This is a genomic window from uncultured Ruegeria sp. (assembly GCF_947489545.1).
Taxonomy (GTDB): Bacteria; Pseudomonadota; Alphaproteobacteria; order Rhodobacterales; family Rhodobacteraceae; genus Ruegeria.
The window spans coordinates 1-15438 of the sequence record NZ_CANLDZ010000043.1 but is presented as its reverse complement, the minus strand read 5'-3'; the positions used below and the strand labels follow the sequence as shown (position 1 = coordinate 15438).

General features: G+C 52.7%; 20 protein-coding genes and 1 pseudogene. 17 read left to right on the top strand and 4 right to left on the bottom strand.

Annotated features, from left to right (window positions below):
* Positions 1 to 246 precede the first annotated feature (246 nt).
* From Q1B13_RS26120 to groL, 12 genes are all read left to right on the top strand, one after another.
* Complete coding sequence (locus tag Q1B13_RS26120) at positions 247 to 528, top strand: hypothetical protein (RefSeq protein WP_299800797.1); 282 nt, start codon at positions 247 to 249, stop codon at positions 526 to 528.
* 3 nt (positions 529 to 531) lie between these two features.
* Entirely contained in the window at positions 532 to 885 is a 354-nt protein-coding gene (locus Q1B13_RS26115) for a hypothetical protein (RefSeq protein WP_298938357.1), read from the top strand.
* 121 nt (positions 886 to 1006) lie between these two features.
* Positions 1007 to 1705: a hypothetical protein gene (locus Q1B13_RS26110; protein WP_298938356.1), complete on the top strand. Its 699-nt coding sequence runs from the start codon at positions 1007 to 1009 to the stop codon at positions 1703 to 1705.
* 93 nt (positions 1706 to 1798) lie between these two features.
* Positions 1799 to 2998, top strand: coding sequence for a DUF1611 domain-containing protein (locus Q1B13_RS26105; protein WP_299085749.1), 1200 nt, complete (start codon positions 1799 to 1801; stop codon positions 2996 to 2998).
* The gene (locus Q1B13_RS26100; protein WP_299085750.1) at positions 2995 to 3573 is read left to right on the top strand and encodes an alanine racemase; all 579 of its coding nucleotides are present in this window, start codon (positions 2995 to 2997) and stop codon (positions 3571 to 3573) included. The genes Q1B13_RS26105 and Q1B13_RS26100 overlap by 4 nt, the downstream gene beginning before the upstream one ends.
* Before the next feature lie 3 nt (positions 3574 to 3576).
* Positions 3577 to 4104, top strand: a complete 528-nt coding sequence (locus tag Q1B13_RS26095) for a hypothetical protein (RefSeq protein WP_299085752.1) — start codon at positions 3577 to 3579, stop codon at positions 4102 to 4104.
* 388 nt (positions 4105 to 4492) lie between these two features.
* Complete coding sequence (locus Q1B13_RS26090; RefSeq protein ID WP_298938352.1) at positions 4493 to 5056, top strand: hypothetical protein; 564 nt, start codon at positions 4493 to 4495, stop codon at positions 5054 to 5056.
* A 562-nt stretch (positions 5057 to 5618) separates the two neighbouring features.
* Entirely contained in the window at positions 5619 to 5825 is a 207-nt protein-coding gene (locus Q1B13_RS26085; RefSeq protein ID WP_298938351.1) for a cold-shock protein, read from the top strand.
* Between the two features lie 70 nt (positions 5826 to 5895).
* Positions 5896 to 6897 carry a fatty acid desaturase gene (locus Q1B13_RS26080; protein WP_299085754.1) on the top strand — a complete coding sequence of 334 codons (1002 nt, stop codon included), beginning with the start codon at positions 5896 to 5898 and terminating at the stop codon, positions 6895 to 6897.
* A gap of 127 nt (positions 6898 to 7024) precedes the next feature.
* A complete protein-coding gene (locus Q1B13_RS26075) occupies positions 7025 to 7381 on the top strand; it encodes a hypothetical protein (protein WP_298938349.1) in 357 nt (118 codons plus the stop codon).
* Positions 7378 to 7650, top strand: coding sequence for a DDE-type integrase/transposase/recombinase (locus Q1B13_RS27125; RefSeq protein ID WP_366140971.1), 273 nt, complete (start codon positions 7378 to 7380; stop codon positions 7648 to 7650). Before Q1B13_RS26075 ends, Q1B13_RS27125 begins: the two co-directional genes overlap by 4 nt.
* A 752-nt stretch (positions 7651 to 8402) precedes the next feature.
* Complete coding sequence (gene groL / locus Q1B13_RS26070) at positions 8403 to 10025, top strand: chaperonin GroEL (protein WP_299085756.1); 1623 nt, start codon at positions 8403 to 8405, stop codon at positions 10023 to 10025.
* 202 nt (positions 10026 to 10227) lie between these two features.
* On the opposite strand, the gene Q1B13_RS26065 is transcribed toward groL, so the two are convergent.
* Both Q1B13_RS26065 and Q1B13_RS26060 read right to left on the bottom strand, forming a co-directional pair.
* On the bottom strand, positions 10228 to 10767 hold the full coding sequence (locus Q1B13_RS26065; RefSeq protein ID WP_299085762.1) for a fatty acid desaturase: 540 nt from the start codon (positions 10765 to 10767) through the stop codon (positions 10228 to 10230).
* A gap of 74 nt (positions 10768 to 10841) precedes the next feature.
* Complete coding sequence (locus Q1B13_RS26060) at positions 10842 to 11078, bottom strand: hypothetical protein (protein WP_298938346.1); 237 nt, start codon at positions 11076 to 11078, stop codon at positions 10842 to 10844.
* A 155-nt stretch (positions 11079 to 11233) separates the two neighbouring features.
* On the opposite strand from Q1B13_RS26060, the pseudogene Q1B13_RS26055 reads away from it, so the two are divergent.
* Positions 11234 to 11965 (top strand): annotated as a pseudogene (locus Q1B13_RS26055) (Crp/Fnr family transcriptional regulator).
* 54 nt (positions 11966 to 12019) lie between these two features.
* On the opposite strand, the gene Q1B13_RS26050 reads toward Q1B13_RS26055, so the two are convergent.
* Positions 12020 to 12220: a hypothetical protein gene (locus Q1B13_RS26050; RefSeq protein ID WP_298938344.1), complete on the bottom strand. Its 201-nt coding sequence runs from the start codon at positions 12218 to 12220 to the stop codon at positions 12020 to 12022.
* Positions 12221 to 12392: 172 nt separating this feature from the next.
* Entirely contained in the window at positions 12393 to 12809 is a 417-nt protein-coding gene (locus Q1B13_RS26045) for a hypothetical protein (protein WP_299085758.1), read from the bottom strand.
* A 344-nt stretch (positions 12810 to 13153) separates the two neighbouring features.
* On the opposite strand from Q1B13_RS26045, the gene Q1B13_RS26040 reads away from it, so the two are divergent.
* The 4 genes from Q1B13_RS26040 to Q1B13_RS26025 all read left to right on the top strand — a co-directional run bounded on the left by Q1B13_RS26040 (position 13154) and on the right by Q1B13_RS26025 (position 15306).
* Entirely contained in the window at positions 13154 to 13405 is a 252-nt protein-coding gene (locus tag Q1B13_RS26040; protein ID WP_298938342.1) for a hypothetical protein, read from the top strand.
* 59 nt (positions 13406 to 13464) lie between these two features.
* Positions 13465 to 13818, top strand: coding sequence for a hypothetical protein (locus tag Q1B13_RS26035; RefSeq protein ID WP_176865328.1), 354 nt, complete (start codon positions 13465 to 13467; stop codon positions 13816 to 13818).
* Between the two features lie 706 nt (positions 13819 to 14524).
* A complete protein-coding gene (locus tag Q1B13_RS26030; protein ID WP_299085760.1) occupies positions 14525 to 14914 on the top strand; it encodes a hypothetical protein in 390 nt (129 codons plus the stop codon).
* Positions 14915 to 15060: 146 nt separating this feature from the next.
* The gene (locus Q1B13_RS26025; protein WP_298938340.1) at positions 15061 to 15306 is read left to right on the top strand and encodes a hypothetical protein; all 246 of its coding nucleotides are present in this window, start codon (positions 15061 to 15063) and stop codon (positions 15304 to 15306) included.
* Positions 15307 to 15438 lie beyond the last annotated feature (132 nt).

Here is a 15438-nt window from a genome sequence, read left to right as displayed (position 1 = left end):
ACATCCACACAGGACATTCGCCTCTGATCCTCGGGCTCCAAATGTATTTGAGACTCCAATAAAATATTAGGTCATGGACCGAAGGCTAACATCGATCAGCGCGCGTCTGCCATTTGCACATTATTGTAAATTACAATGCCAGTACTACCGCAGAGCTTACGAGCGTATTCCGCGGCAGACTGCGCGGGGAAGATTCAACAAACAATATGGAGGACTAAGGTGAGCACGAGATCGTCCAGTTCCTTGGTGACGTTTTCAAATCCGTTCTCTTTGTCCGGCTATCCGGATGAACTTCCTGCAGGCGAGTATGAATTAGTTGTTGAAGAAGAACTACTCCAGGGCCTGAGTTTCGAAGCATTTCGAAGAACCGGAACCTACCTGACAGTTCAGGGCAAAGGCAGCAAGCCAGGCCGCACAGAAATGCGCCCAATTGACCCAGAAGATTTTGAACTGGCGCTCAAACGCGACCAGACATTGGCCACACTAAATAATGACAGCGAGGCGGCGCTTTCCCCGCAGGAGGAATAGATTATGAACACGCCCGAATGGCTCAAACCCGGAATCTACGGTGCCTTGATCTGCGTGGTTTTTGTAGGCGTCGTTGGTTTTTCTTGGGGTGGATGGATGACTGGCGGTAGCGCGGACAAGATGGCCAACGCCATGTCCCGCGACAATGTAATCGCTGCGTTGGTTCCGGTCTGCGTCGACATGGCGAGAACTGACGCCCAACGCGCCGAAAAAATATCGACAATCAAAGAAGCTTCGTCTTTCAAGCAGAAGGATGCCGTCATGGCCGCTGGCTGGGCAACGGTACCGGGATCCCAAACTCCTAACAAAGATCTTGCGCAGGCCTGTATTGAGGGGCTGAACCTGGATGGATCGTAACCCTATTAGCACAACGGCCATCCAGATAATACAGCACCGGTCTCTCACTCCCTTCATGACTACGCTGTTTGCTGTAGTTTTCAGCGTTTTGCTGGCTTTGCCCACCCCCTCAAATTTTGTGATGGGCGAAACAATTTCGATCCCTGAAAACGCGCATGCTCAAAAGTATGGCGAGGGTTGGGATTGCGATTTGTCCTATCGGTTGGAAGGCGAAGAATGCGTGGCCATTGTCATACCGGGAAATGCCTACCCTACGAACAGAACCTATGGCTCAGGGTGGGCATGTATGCATGGCTTTGTTGAAGTTAGCGGCACCTCATGCACTGAAGTGATTGTACCTGAGGGTGGATATCTCGATCCATCAGGTGAGAGGTGGCGGTGCCTGCGGGGGTACACAAGAGTAGACGATAGCTGCCAGGAAATTGTCGTGCCGGATAATGCCTACCTGACGAACAGCACTTATGGATCTGTATGGCGTTGCACCCGTGGCTACGAAATCGACGGAGAAGCGTGCGTGGCAGTAGCAGTGCCGGAAAACGCCTTTCTGAACGCATCATCCAGCGGGCGTCCGTGGACGTGCGAGCGTGGGTATTTTGAGCGCGACGGAAGGTGCGATACCGTTTTTGTGCCTGAGAATGCTTTCTACGATGACGCGATTCATGGAGTTGGATGGAAATGCGAACGTAGCTATGAGGCGTCCGGTGATCACTGCAATGCAATCGAGCTACCGGCAAATGCCCACATCGACCGATCCGGCAATGGGTGGCAATGCCACAAAAACTATCATCGATCAGAAGGGCTGTGCGTTCTGAACGAATGAGGTTTCAGACAGAGAGCCCACATTTTCAATGTTCACAATTTGTGCCCGTTCTTACCAAGGACAGCGGGTTTCACACTCCAAAAAGGAACAGATATGAAACCCGTACCCATTGCGTCGGATGCCAAGCAGTTCAGTGCCAGCGATGCGCAAAAGCTACAACCTGCACAAGCAGTTTTTCCAGAGCTTCACCGCAAGACACTTGTGACAGATACACCGACTGCAATTGTGTATTGCGACGGAAACTTCGCAAAGATCGATGGCAAGACGGCCAATGGTCTCGTTCGACACTCACTGGCCTATCGCGTTCTTTCGGTGATCGACAGCACGTATGGCGGTTGTGACAGTGGCAAAGTGCTTGATAATGTCCCCAATCAGGTTCCTATCTTCGATGATCTTGATGCCGCCGTCGCTAATGAATCTACGATCCCCGACACGTTTATTTACGGAATGGCACCGGCCAGTGGGAGAATGTCCCTTGAGGATCGCGAAGTTGTTGTGGATGCGATAACGCTCGGACTGAACATCGTCAGTGGGCTGCATGAATTTCTTAGCGATGATAAAGAGCTCGCGGGATTTGCCAAAATTCACGATGTCACGATACGCGACATTCGGAAGCCGCGACCTAATCGCGACCTGCGCCTGTTAGATGGTAGTGTTGGCGACGTCCAAGCGATCCGCATCGCGGTGTTCGGCACCGATTGTGCAATTGGAAAGCGTACAACTGCGACAATCCTGACAAGCGCCCTTAACGCGCATGGGATCAAAACAGTTTTGGTCGGCACCGGCCAGACAGGTTTGATGCAGGGCGCCAAGTATGGTGTTGCGATGGATTCGGTACCGCCGCAATTTTGTTGTGGCGAGCTTGAGCGCGCTGTTGTTGCTGCATCTGAAGGTGAGCGCCCCGATGTCATAGTGATCGAGGGCCAGGGCGCGCTCAGCCATCCGGCCTTTTGCACATCAGCCTTCATTCTGCGAGGCAGTCAGCCACATGCGGTTATTCTTCAACACGCGCCTAAACGAAAACGTCGATGCGACTTCCCAAACATGGCTATGCCCGACCCTTGCGATGAAATCACCCTGATCGAGGCTTTTGCGAATACAAAGGTAATTGGAATGACAATCAACCACGAAGGAATGAATGAGGTTGAGATTTCAAAGGCAATCACAGACTATAACTGCAAATTGTATCTCCCGGTCACTGACGCATTGAACCGTCCTCCAAAAAACTTGGTGAATATGGTTCTATCTGCCTTTCCGCGCTTGCAGCCCGTACCTGTAACGACGATTGAATGAGCAAACCGTGTATCGACATTGATCTGGACAAAATTCGGTACAACACACGGTTTCTTGTTGATCGCCTTAGACCCCGCGGAATTACAGTTACAGGCGTGACAAAAGCCGTGTGCGGTCATCCTGAGATTGCGAATGCTATGCTTGAAGGTGGCGCGACAGGGCTGGCGGATGCGCGAATCAGCAATGTCATACGTATGCGCAATGCTGGAATCTCGTGCTCCATTTCCTTGATCCGAACACCCATGCTGAACCAGGTCGCGCAAGTCGTTGATAACTGCGATGTAAGCTTCAACACAGAGATGGACATTATCGCCAGCCTAGCCATCAATGCGCTGGGAAAGAACACTACCCACAATATTATCCTGATGGTGGAAATGGGGGATATGCGGGAAGGCATCTTGCCTGAACGCCTTGAAAGCACCGTGTCTCAAGTCCTTAAAATGGAAGGGATTTCTCTAAAGGGGATTGGCGCAAATTTAGCCTGTCTGGGTCATGTAGCACCCTGTGCAGAAGCAATGGCATTGCTTTCATCGCTTGCCATCGACACCGAGCGCGCGTGTGGACGCGCTCTTTAAACTGTGTCAGGCGGCGGCTCTGCAAATTTACCATGGGCGTTTGGCAACGGGGCGACCGGAAAGATCAACAACCTGCGTTTGGGTGAGGCCATCCTGCTGGGTACCGATCCCGTTTCGAGGCACGAGATCGATGGGCTTTACACAGATGTTTTCACGCTCAGGGCGGAAGTGATCGAAGCGAAGACAAAAGCAAATCCCCTGCAAATAACTTTGCCTGTGCTTTCAATGCAGTGTGTGACTTTAGACAGTCCTTCGAACGCTCGGTCGATCCTGGCTATTGGACACCAGGACACCGATGCGGCGGATGTTATATTCCCTGCTGGCGTTACGTTCGTCGAAGCCACCAATCATCATATCCCTGTTGAAACCACCAATTGCCAGCTTCGAGCTGGTGGCGAGATGAAGCTCAAAATGAAGTACAGCGCGCTCTCACGCGGCATGGCTGCATCCGAAGTTGTACAGATCTACCGTGATGCTAACGCCTTGGCAGAATGCACCACTGCGAACAATGATCGCCCATATTCGAAGTGAACGTAGCGCACCAAGGTTGTCGCCGCCGGGGTTAAACTTCAGTCAACCGTCTTATTCTACGGCTTTACGTAGCAAATGAGGCCTCCAATCCCTATATTGGAGTTAGCCGCATTCACTTTCCACACCCCATCTGGGCTCGTGGGTGTTGCGGGCAATCAAAGGATCAAAATGATGTCTTTCAAAGACCTGACGACCAGAGCGGCTGCCGCACTGAAGGAAAACGACGCGGACGCGCCGAAAAAAGAAGTTTCGTCTGAAGCGCCTGACGTCGCCCCCGAAAAACCAAAGCCTAAACCTCAAAGTTAATAATAATACCCTGCAGAGAGTGGGTGGTTTGTTTTTGTCTGCATCATCGAGCGAGCGGTATCAGCAAAGGAGAACTACCCAAATGAACCAGATAAACAGCAAGACAATCGCAGTCTTTTGCAGGTCGTTTTCTTTCCCTGGCTTTGATGAAATACTCCCGGCGGGTGAATACGACATAGAAACTGAACTTTCCGCACCACCAGATTATTTGGATCCAGAAGCCTGGAAGGCATCGGTGCTAATCCGTCTGCTTCCACGGAAATCTCACCCCGGCCTGGCGCGTACCTTGACCGTTTCTCTTGCTGATTTGGACAGTGCACGCGCAAAGGACAAGTTGTCTTCAAAGGAGTTGTCGCAGTTCCTGCTCGACCAACTTTTGGCCGAACTGATGGTACAACTGATCATGAAAGCTGATGGTGTGTCTGAGACTCAACTTCGGCATCTCTACTCGGGCTCGCTCATTTCTGAAGTAAGCGACACATCATCAAGTCAACAAGCCCTACGGGAAGTGTGCGGAAGCGGCTCTCGGTATGCCTTCGCTGTCCAAGCTGCCGAGAATGAAGGAATGCCGGTTCGTCCTAATAAAACCCCTCGGATTGTAGGCCGTCCCATCAGGCAGTTCCTTCAACCTCAAGGCATAGGGTGAACTTTATTGGTACTTTCTTTTCCAGCCGCGGAGTAAATCAAACAGAAATCGAGGCTAAGAACTGATGGAAGACCCCGGCAACGAAACAGATGCGATCATTGCCCGCGCTCACAATGACGTGCCGCAAGAACGCGCATGCCTACGTTGCAGAACTCCGTTCTGGAGCGAAGGGTTCGGAGAGCGGATTTGTCGACGCTGCAAGGGGCTGAACGCATGGAGAAATGGCGTATCGGTAACCCCCGGGCTTGCTCGGCGTCGCTGATAAACCGACGACAGCGTAATCGGCTAGTCTGGGCATGTTTCATTCGATGTCATAGTGCATTTAGCCTTTTCAACCTGGTTCTTCAACCCAGCCTGTTCGTTGGTTTATTATTGTCAGGAGTGTTGATGCTTCTGAAGGCCAAGCCTTGTTTAAGGCTCCCCCGAAACCTATTTATACAATGCTAACGTTTTTCTTTTTCGACCTGCTGTCTCCCAAAATCGGCGTTCAGTCTTTCGAACCAGACCGACCGCGCCGAGCCGCCGCAATAGTGTGGGCGGCTAATATTAGGAGACTTACACCATGGCAAATGGCACAGTGAAATGGTTTAACTCGACCAAAGGTTTTGGCTTTATCGCACCTGAAAATGGCAAGGGTGACGTATTCGTACACATTTCGGCGCTTGAGCGGTCCGGCATCAGTGAGCTGAAAGATGGCCAGAAGGTCACTTTTGATTTGGAAACTGGGCGCGACGGGCGCGATAACGCCGCAAACCTGGCGCTCGCCTGAACGTCTCACGGGCACCCTTTTTGGTGCCCGTTTGAACCTTTGCTCCGAAGAGAGACTGGAAGGCACTAGGTTGAAACCTCAGGACTGGACCAAAGTTCTCGCACAATATCGCGCGCCAAACACCGGGCGCAGTGTTTTCGAGCTGACAATCACTGTTATACCATTTGTCGTGCTATGGGTTGCTGCGTGGCAAGCATTGTCCATCAGCGTCTGGGTTGCGTTTTCGTTAGCCATATTAAATGCCGCATTTCTGGTGCGCCTGTTCATAATCATGCACGATTGTGGTCATGGATCTTTTTTCAGGAGCCGTCGGCTTTGCAATTGGATTGGCCGTTGTCTGGGTATTCTGGCGCTCACACCTTATGATGTCTGGCGCCAGACCCATGCAATTCACCACTCTTCAACGGGTAATTTGGATCGGCGCGGTACCGGTGATCTACCGACGTTGACAGTCGACGAGTATTTGAACCGAAAATGGGTTGGGCGTGCCTTGTACCGCCTCGTCCGGCACCCAGTAATCATGTTTGGTGTTGTCCCCATCTACGCATTTTTTGTCCAAAACAGGTTGCCTGTCGGGTTAATGTATGCTGGGTGGCGATATTGGCTAAGTGCCATGGCCACAAATGCTGCCATCGCTTCTCTACTGGGCGGAATCTTTTGGGTTGGTGGAGTGGACGTATTGTTGTTTGTGTTTCTCCCGACCATGATTGTTGCGGCTTCAATCGGTGTCTGGCTATTCTACATCCAGCATCAATTCGAGCACACAACTTGGGAACACGAGGCGCATTGGAAACTTCAGCATGCTGCATTTTACGGCAGCTCTCATTATGCCTTACCCGCTCTTCTTCGCTGGTTCACAGCGAATGTAGGTGTGCACCATGTTCATCATGTCGCCAGCCGGATACCTTTTTACCGGCTTGAAGAAGTCTTGCGCGATCACGCTGAACTCGCCGATTGTCAGCACATTACTCTCCACGAAAGCCTGCACTGCGCGCGGTTGCACCTTTGGGATGAAGGTCGTCAACGTCTGTCGACGTTTTCTGAGGCATTATCGAACGCCAAACACGCTTAAAACTCAATGTAGTCTGGGCCCGTACGAGGTATGCTTCGATCGACCGAGATAGAGTGGATACCCACGCTCTACGGCATCGCAATGTGCCAGAATGGTGAAGTATCACCAAGCAACGAGGAGGGTATCCATGGACGATGTTACACTAATTGGGGTCGACCTTGCCAAGCGCGTTTTTCATTTGCACGGAGCTGCCAGAGATGGACCGGTTATATTTCGCAAGAAGCTGTCTCGGGCGCAGTTCAGTCGCTATATGGAACGTCACCCACGCTGCATCGTTGCGATGGAGGCCTGTGGTAGTGCCCATCATTGGGGTCAGTTGATTGCAGGGCTTGGTCATGAGGTGCGGCTGGTTCCACCTGTCTATGCCAAGCAATATGTGAAGCGACACAAAAATGATACAGCGGACGCCGAGTCGTCAAACAGAAGCCCTGGCAAAATCGTAATCGATAAGAGCGGAGATGCGCAGCAGGTATTCAAGAAGTGACCAGGAACTTGAGGCGATTTGGTTGCCCGGCTAAAGTACAGACAATAAGGTCAAAACTCCTGAATAGACTGATTGAGCAAGAACATCTGTTCAAAATACAGCGTGTTCGGCGCATGTGTGTGTTCGGATCCTTCGCATCCGCGTCCGCTAACCTGGATGGCATCGAAGTCGTCCATATGATCCGAATGAAGCAGTTCTCTAGCGCTACAACTTCGGGCTTTCGGTTGTTTGCTGTGATCGCTGGACAAATGTGTCCAGCATGTCGCTAACTCTGGCCGTTCTAAAAGTTTGCAACACAAGCGTTCAGCACCTGAAAGAGCGACGGATGCAGATAGTTTTCGAGTGAGAGGACTGTTTTCGCTTGTTTTTATTGGGTCGTCCAAGTGCGGCGAAAATTTCATGAGAAAATTCGCCGCGAAGCTGCTTTCAATCAGTCCAACATGCAGAAAATTCTGCAACGATGGTTGAATTCATCGGGCCCAATTCTGGTCCTGATAAATTCACACAACAGGAACGGCCCATGATGTCTGACCCAACAGAGTTTGAAGGAATGGCGGCACTCTCGACCAGTGAGGCACCGTCGCTCTCCTTGAATAATCAAAAAATTGCTTACGGAACGCCATGTCACGAGGGTATTACGCGCCGCGGCGACGGCTCACGAAAACGCTCCAACAATAGGATTGGAAACAAAATGCCATCAGGCTGTTGCTGATTTGATTAACGCGATCATAGTCACCAAAAACACGGTTCGATTTTTGTGACACCGCGCGGTAGTGGTTTGGCTCCCCGACCTTTGAAGTGGATCCGAAAAAGAAACCGCCACCGCTCCCGCCCGAATGAAACTCGCCCGATCAGCACGCCTCCATCCAGTGCTGTTCTGCTCGGCAAACCTTAACAAAGAGCGCTTCGAGGCCATTCACTCGACGTCGCCTTTTCGACGGAGACGAAAAGACCATGGACCAGTCGGTCTTTTCCGACGCGGCAGACCATCATCCAATCCTTGTCTCAGGGAGTTCCCGACATGTCCGCTAAAGACGTCAAATTCAGTGCTGATGCGCGCACCCGAATGCTAACAGGGATCAACATGCTGGCGAACACCGTCAGGATCACTCTTGGTCCCAAAGGTCGTAACGTCATTTTGGACAGATCCCACGGTGCCCCGCGTATCACCAAGGATGGCGTTACTGTTGCCAAAGAATTCGAGCTTCCGGATCACTTTGAAAACATGGGAGCCCAGATGGTGAAGGAAGTCGCGTCCCGCACCAACGAAGAGGCTGGCGATGGCACAACCACTGCTACCGTTCTGGCTCAGGCGATCGTCAAGGAAGGGATGAAGGCCGTTTCCGCTGGTATGAATCCGATGGATCTGAAGCGAGGTATTGAACAAGCCGTCCGGGTCGTCGTCGCAAAGATCAAGGACCTGTCCCGACCGGTTGGCGACAGTGCTGAAATTGCGAAGGTAGGAGCCATCTCCGCCAACGGAGATGTAGCGATTGGCCGTCAGATCGCCCATGCGATGGCTGCGGTCGGCACAGAGGGCGTAATCACGGTTGAAGAGAGCAGGGGATTGGACACCGAAACCGAAGTGGTCGAAGGTATGCATTTCGATCGCGGTTACCTTAGCCCATATTTCATAACAAATGTGGTCAAGATGAGCGTAGAGCTGGAAGACTGCGTTATCCTGTTCCACGAGAGCAAGTTGTCGTCTCTTGCCGACATGGTGCCGTTGCTCGAAGCAGTCATGGAAGCCGAAAAGCAACTTCTGGTTGTTGCCGAGGACGTGGAGGGCGATGCGCTGGCCATGCTTGTGGTCAACAAGCTTCGTGGCGGATTGAAAGTTGCCGCCGTGAAGGCGCCTGGGTTTGGGGATAGCCGCAGGGAGATGCTGGAGGATCTCGCGATCCTGACGGGCGGTCAAGTGATCTCGACCGATTTGGGGACCAAGCTTGAAACCGTCACGCTGGACATACTCGGTGCCGCAAAGAAAGTCGTCATCTCCAAGGACGATACGACCGTCATTGATGGCGCGGGCGACAAATCAGCAATCACTTCACGGGGCGCCCAGATTCGCTCCCAAATCGAAGATACGACGTCCGACTACGAACGGGAAAAACTGCAGAGTCGTCTTGCTAAACTGACAGGCGGGGTCGCCATCATCCGGGTCGGAGGGGCCACGGAGATTGAGGTAACGGAACGCAAAGACCGGGTTGACGACGCGTTGAACGCCACTCGCGCGGCGATTCAGGAAGGTGTTGTTCCAGGCGGTGGTGTTGCGCTGCTCCATTCAGACAAAGCGCTTGCGACCCTTGAAGGTGCCAACTCCGACCAGGATGCCGGCATCAGGATCGTCCGGCGATCAATCCAGGCACCGCTGCGCCAGATTGTCGAAAATGCCGGCGTGGACGGATCGGTCGTCGCGGCAAAGATCATCGAAAGCGAAAACCCATCGTTCGGGTTCGACGCTCAAACGGAAACTTATGTCGACATGCTGACAGCGGGGATCATTGACCCCACCAAAGTTGTCCGTGTTGCTCTGGAAGATGCGGCGTCGATTGCAAGCCTTCTGATCACAACCGAGGCGATGGTCGCAAAAAAACCCTACAGGTCTGGAACTGCATCAGATTTGGGACCCTTGAGGGCGTGACGCAGGTCTTTTGACCCAACTACGGGACCACCACAATGCAGTTGGTCGGTCTGTGACATGCAAACGTATTGAGAGAAACCAACCTGAAAGGAATTCAGATGTCAAAAGGTGACAAGAGGCGCGGCAACCGCGAAGTCAAAAAGCCAAAGAAGCCAAAGAAGCCAAAGGAAAAAATCGTGGCGACGGCCGATTTCACAAAGGGTCAGAGGCCGGTCAAGATCGGGAATAAGAAAAAGTAATTTTCATAGTCGCAAGACGAAGATTGCAACCAAGGCGGAGCGTGCAGGATTCGCGTCGTCAGGAAGTGATGGAGACATGGGCAATGGCCGCAACTCCGGCCCATGGTGTCCGAAGGCCATTGGAGCGCCGCTCTGGCATGCTTCGCAATTTGGTTTCCGAAGTTTCTGATCCATTCCCGGATTGTTTCATAACTCACTATAACGACGTGTTGGGTTTCGTCCCAGAGCGCGAGGCTTGTGAAGCGCAAGCTATCGCGGAGAGTGATGCGCCGGGTGTTGGCAAGGACGTCATGACCTCGAAGGACCTCGGGAAGACGATAGAACGGGATACGGCTGGCCAGATGATGAACATGGTGAACTCCGGTATTCCTGGTGATCCAGCGCAGCATTCCGGGCAGTGCAAAGTTTGAACTACCTTCAAGCGCCGCATTCTTAGTGCTCCAATCATTTTGCCGCTGCCAACTGGTTTTTTCGAACTGGTGCTGCACGTAAAAGAACCACATGCCAGCAATTGCAGCGAGGAGCATTGTCGGTAGAAACACGAACAACAGGACGTCCAGGTACCCGGCCGCGCGATCTAAGATCGGCTCGAGAAGTTACCGCTGATAATAATCTCGTTGATCAATTTGGCGACTGCCGAATGGGTTTCTTGTTCTAATTCCGAACCATTGGCACACTCGTGGGTCACAGCAGCATCGCGCAAAACCCCGACGATCTCACGTTCCTGAAGAAGATTGAGATCGTTTAAGGCAAGTAGAAGAGCCTCGCAGATCGAGAGTGCGGCCATGCCTGCGGGATCATGGTGGTCTGACATTGGGGTCATTCCTTTTGAGGTCATTGGATTCGCGACCAGGCGAGGTGTCGATGGTTTTTTTATTGTCACATGAGTTTTGGTATTTTGGACTGATCGAAAGTAGCCTCAATACCAAATTCTTCGTAGAGTCTTTGCAGGCGCGAGGAAATCCAACGATGAACACCAACACCAGCCCGCTAACACAGAAACTCTCGGCATTTGTTGCTTTGGCAGAGGCGGAACTGGCCGTTTTGGAACAATTGCACCAGCGGAGGAGAACCTTTGAGGCTGGCCGAGATCTTGTTCATCAGGGACAATCGGAACAGGCTGCCTATATCCTCGCTGCTGGCTGGGTTGTTTCATATAAGATTCAGCCTGACGGATCACGCCAAATCGTCGATTTCCAGGTTCCAGGGGATTTCCTTGGACTGCGCAGCGTTTTGTTGCACACGTCAGACCATGGCATTGAGCCGATTGTTGATATCGAAGCCGCCGAGGTTCTGGTGAGCGATCTTTTGCAAGCCTTCGCAGAGACACCTCGGCTGGCCACTGCAATTTTATGGGCCGTGTCACGCGACGAAGCGATGGTTGTCGAACATCTTGTCGGGCTTGGGCGGCGTGATGCGGATGCGCGCATGGCACATTTCCTACTGGAACTTGGAGTCAGGCTGTCGCTTGTGGGGATGGGCAGCAAGAATGGCTATGCCTGACCGCTCACACAGTACCATCTTGCCGATGCACTGGGATTGACCGCCATTCACGTCAACCGCGTCCTGCGCAAACTCAGGGAGGACGAGTTGGTTACATTTCAGGATGGGTTTGTGACGTTCAATAACTATGAGGGTCTGGTTAAACTGGCGGATTTCGATCCAGCGTATCTGGATCAGAAGCGGCCGCTTCTGGCCTGATTGGGCCCACAATCTGATTTTGGACGATCCTGCTTACATCTCCAACGCGTGACGTTACATCAGCGCCCGACTGGCTTCCTTGAGTTTCTTGTGCGCCTCCTTGTCATTTTCGGCTTCATGGGCACTTTGAGCGGCCTGATAGTGTTTCAATGCCGTCGCCTTTTTGGGGCCTTCAGGCGCTTTGTCCCAGGCGGCCTTGACGGAGGCCATGTGCTTGACGGTGTGGTCTTCCTGACTCTGGTCTTCATCATTCATTGGAGTGTCCTTTCCTGGACGGTCCGAGAATAAGAAGCACGAGACTCATACAGCTCTTTTGGGGAGCTCCATGTTCCCCGCGCCCCTCAGATACTCATTAAAAATGCCAACCAAATACACAGCGGACACATGTTACCTAACGGGTTTCAGAGCGCCTTCGTACTGACGCAGGTTAGCCCGCTTGAGCCAGATAAAAGATCCGCGCAAGCATCAGAGCACCCATGAGTGCAATCAGCATCCAATAAATCGGGATCCTGGGGCCGTTATACTTTATTGTCTCTGGCAGTTTCGAAACGCGATGCGACACACGCTTAGGTAACAAGGCCACCAACTTTGTCGCCACACTGCCGCTCGCATGATCAAGCGTGGGTACATCTCTGACTGTTGAAAGATGTGCTTTCAGCCGGGCATGCGCTGCATCTCGGCCCAGAAGTGTAAGCTCACGAGCCTCGGTCCAAGGCTCGAGCCCGAGACGCGCAAGAGCTGACAAAACCGTGACTGTTGCACCGGTTTTGTCTTCACCCACTTCTGCAAGCAGGAAAGGGTCGTAGTCGGAGCCATCCGGGCGAAGAACATCTGATACAGACATGATTTTTCCTTTCGGGCTGGGGAGCCGCGCTCGATAAAAATCGTTGGGACAAAGATACCGACCAACGCGTTGGATACCGCATTCGATATTGCTTGATTGCTGCAAGGCGCAAAGACTTGCATCTGCCTGGATGCGCCACCTTCAAGCCCCGATTGTCGGGGGTGAGGCTGTTGCAAACATCCTGACAGTAAAGAACCTGATGGGTACTAACTTCGATCAGCATAAAGTCCGTGGGTTGGGAATAATATAGCCCTAAGTGCTGTGACTTGACGGGGCATCTGGACTGATGCGGCCGACCATGGTCGGTACCGGAAATCCAGCGATCAATTCAACGGAGGTATGGGATGCTCACGCGTTCGATCAGATCAATGTTGACGTTCACCAATGCCTTCAGGTTGGGAAACAGCGACATCGTGTTTCCGGCTGGCGCGTATGAAATTCTCTTCGAGGAGGAGTTGCTGCAAGGCGTCAGCTTTGAGGCTTACCGACGCACCGCGACCTACCTGATGGTCAGGGGTCGAGGGAGTCATGTCGGTCAAACAACGATGCACATGACAACACAAAAGGATCTGGAGCACGCCATTGCCTGCGACTAGGCCCGCTGTGAAACAATTCAACATAGCGAAGCGGCGCTTTCTCCGCTGGAGGACTTGATATGACCAATCCTGAATGGCTGAAACCCGGTATGTATGGCGCACTGCTTGGCGCGGTGTTTGTCGGCGTCGTTGGATTCTCTTGGGGCGGCTGGATGACCGGCGGAAGCGCGAACAAGTTGGCAAGCGAAATGGCGCGGGACCAGGTGATTGCGGCGCTCGTGCCAATTTGCCACGACATGTCCCGCACGGATAATCAGCGTTTAGCAAAGCTCGCGACGATCCAGGCTGCCACGTCGTACAAGCGACGCGACGCCGTGATGGATGCGGGTTGGGCGACCATGCCTGGTTCCGATTCCCCGAACCGCGATCTCGCCAAAGCGTGCATAGAAGGGCTGAACCTTGATGCATCTTAGTATGATTGCGTCAAGGCCACCCTCATCAATTCACACTGGTTTGCTACGATCAGTGGGATGCTTAGATTGCAACTGGAAAGCGACCATGGAACCTGTTCGACCCTTGATGTTAGAAAGCGGGATACCGATGCAAGCAGTCTGAAATTTCCCTTAGGTACAATCTATCGCAGCGCAACAAGCGATCACACCGGCTCAGCCAAACCAACCGGGCCCGTCAGGTCCGACATGAAAATAGGCATGAACTGCAACGCTCTTATGGGGGAAACAGACGCGCCGGATGTTGCGAGAATTCGATTATGCAAGGAAAACTTGCCGGAACTAACGGGGATCGCGAAGCCTGCCTAAATTAGAAGTTGTTGTAACTTCTCAAATAGCGCTCCATGATCCGATACCGAGCCACATGTGTTGATTTGCTTGGCAACGCGCCGTAGTAAATCGGCCCTTCAAACCCCATATACTGATAGGCTACGTGCGAATTTTCGGGTCTGACCGACGCACCGAGGTCTCAGTGGAAAATCCGAAATCGATTGGGATCAAGTCTTTCAATGACCTGGCTATTAGGTCTGCCGTCCTGCTGAACCGTCGAATAAGGAAACCGACAATCAGGGCGGCAAAGGCCGGTTCAGCCAATCTCGAAAAATCCCGAGAGTCGCGCCGGAGCGGGCTGGCGAGCCCTACCTGGCCCTTAATCGAAAGGACCACCGCAATGGATGGCCAATTCAGCAAGACCATCGCAGTTTTCGACTGGCCATTCACAGTGCCCGGTTTCGCAGAAACGCTCCCCGCCGGTGAGTATGAAATCGAGACCGAACTCGCCTCGCCTCCAGATCACCAAGACCCGGAAGCTTGGAAGGCCTCGGTTGTTGTCCACCTGCATCCACGCATTTCCCATCCGGGATTAACCCGGAGCCTAACCGTTTCATTGATTGATCTCGACAGTGCCCGCGCGAAGGACAAGCTTTCAGGAAGAGAGCTGTCTGATGTTTTTCTGGAAGAAATGCTGGCAGACCCAATGGTGCAGCTTGTGATGCAGGCCGACGGAGTATCCGAGGCCCAATTGCGCCATCTTTACTCGGGATCGCGGACAACGCGGTAGAATATCGATCTCGTTGACCAAAGTCCCAAAGACGATACCCCGCAAGTTTTTTCGCAGGACAGCTCTGAAATTCAGAACGCCGAAAATGAAGGGATGTTATGCCAACAGTCCACTTCGCCAATGCCCGAATGAAGTTGAAGAAGCGAATGCCTGAATCAACGAAACGCGAGGAACTGATGCAAAAGAAGAAGGAATTCATCGTCTCGGACCCGCCAAAGCGTGCGCTTGCAGATGCGCCCAAGGAACGGTTCTGCTTGCGCTGCAAATCCTCTTTCTGGAGCGAAGGTTTTGGCGAACGCATCTGTTCTCGCTGCAAGGGCACCTCTGCTTGGCGCGCGGCCGTGCCGGAAGGCGTCAGTCAAGGTCGCCGCCGCTCTGGCGGCCGGTCGTGATAGATCCCTTGATTGTTTTTAGGGCTGCCTGGCGTCGTTGTCCGAGATAATGCGAAAGCCCCCTTCGTCCGCGGTGCCTACCTATCACAACGCACGGATCTCGCCCGCGCAGCGAATGGCATGTGTGGATGC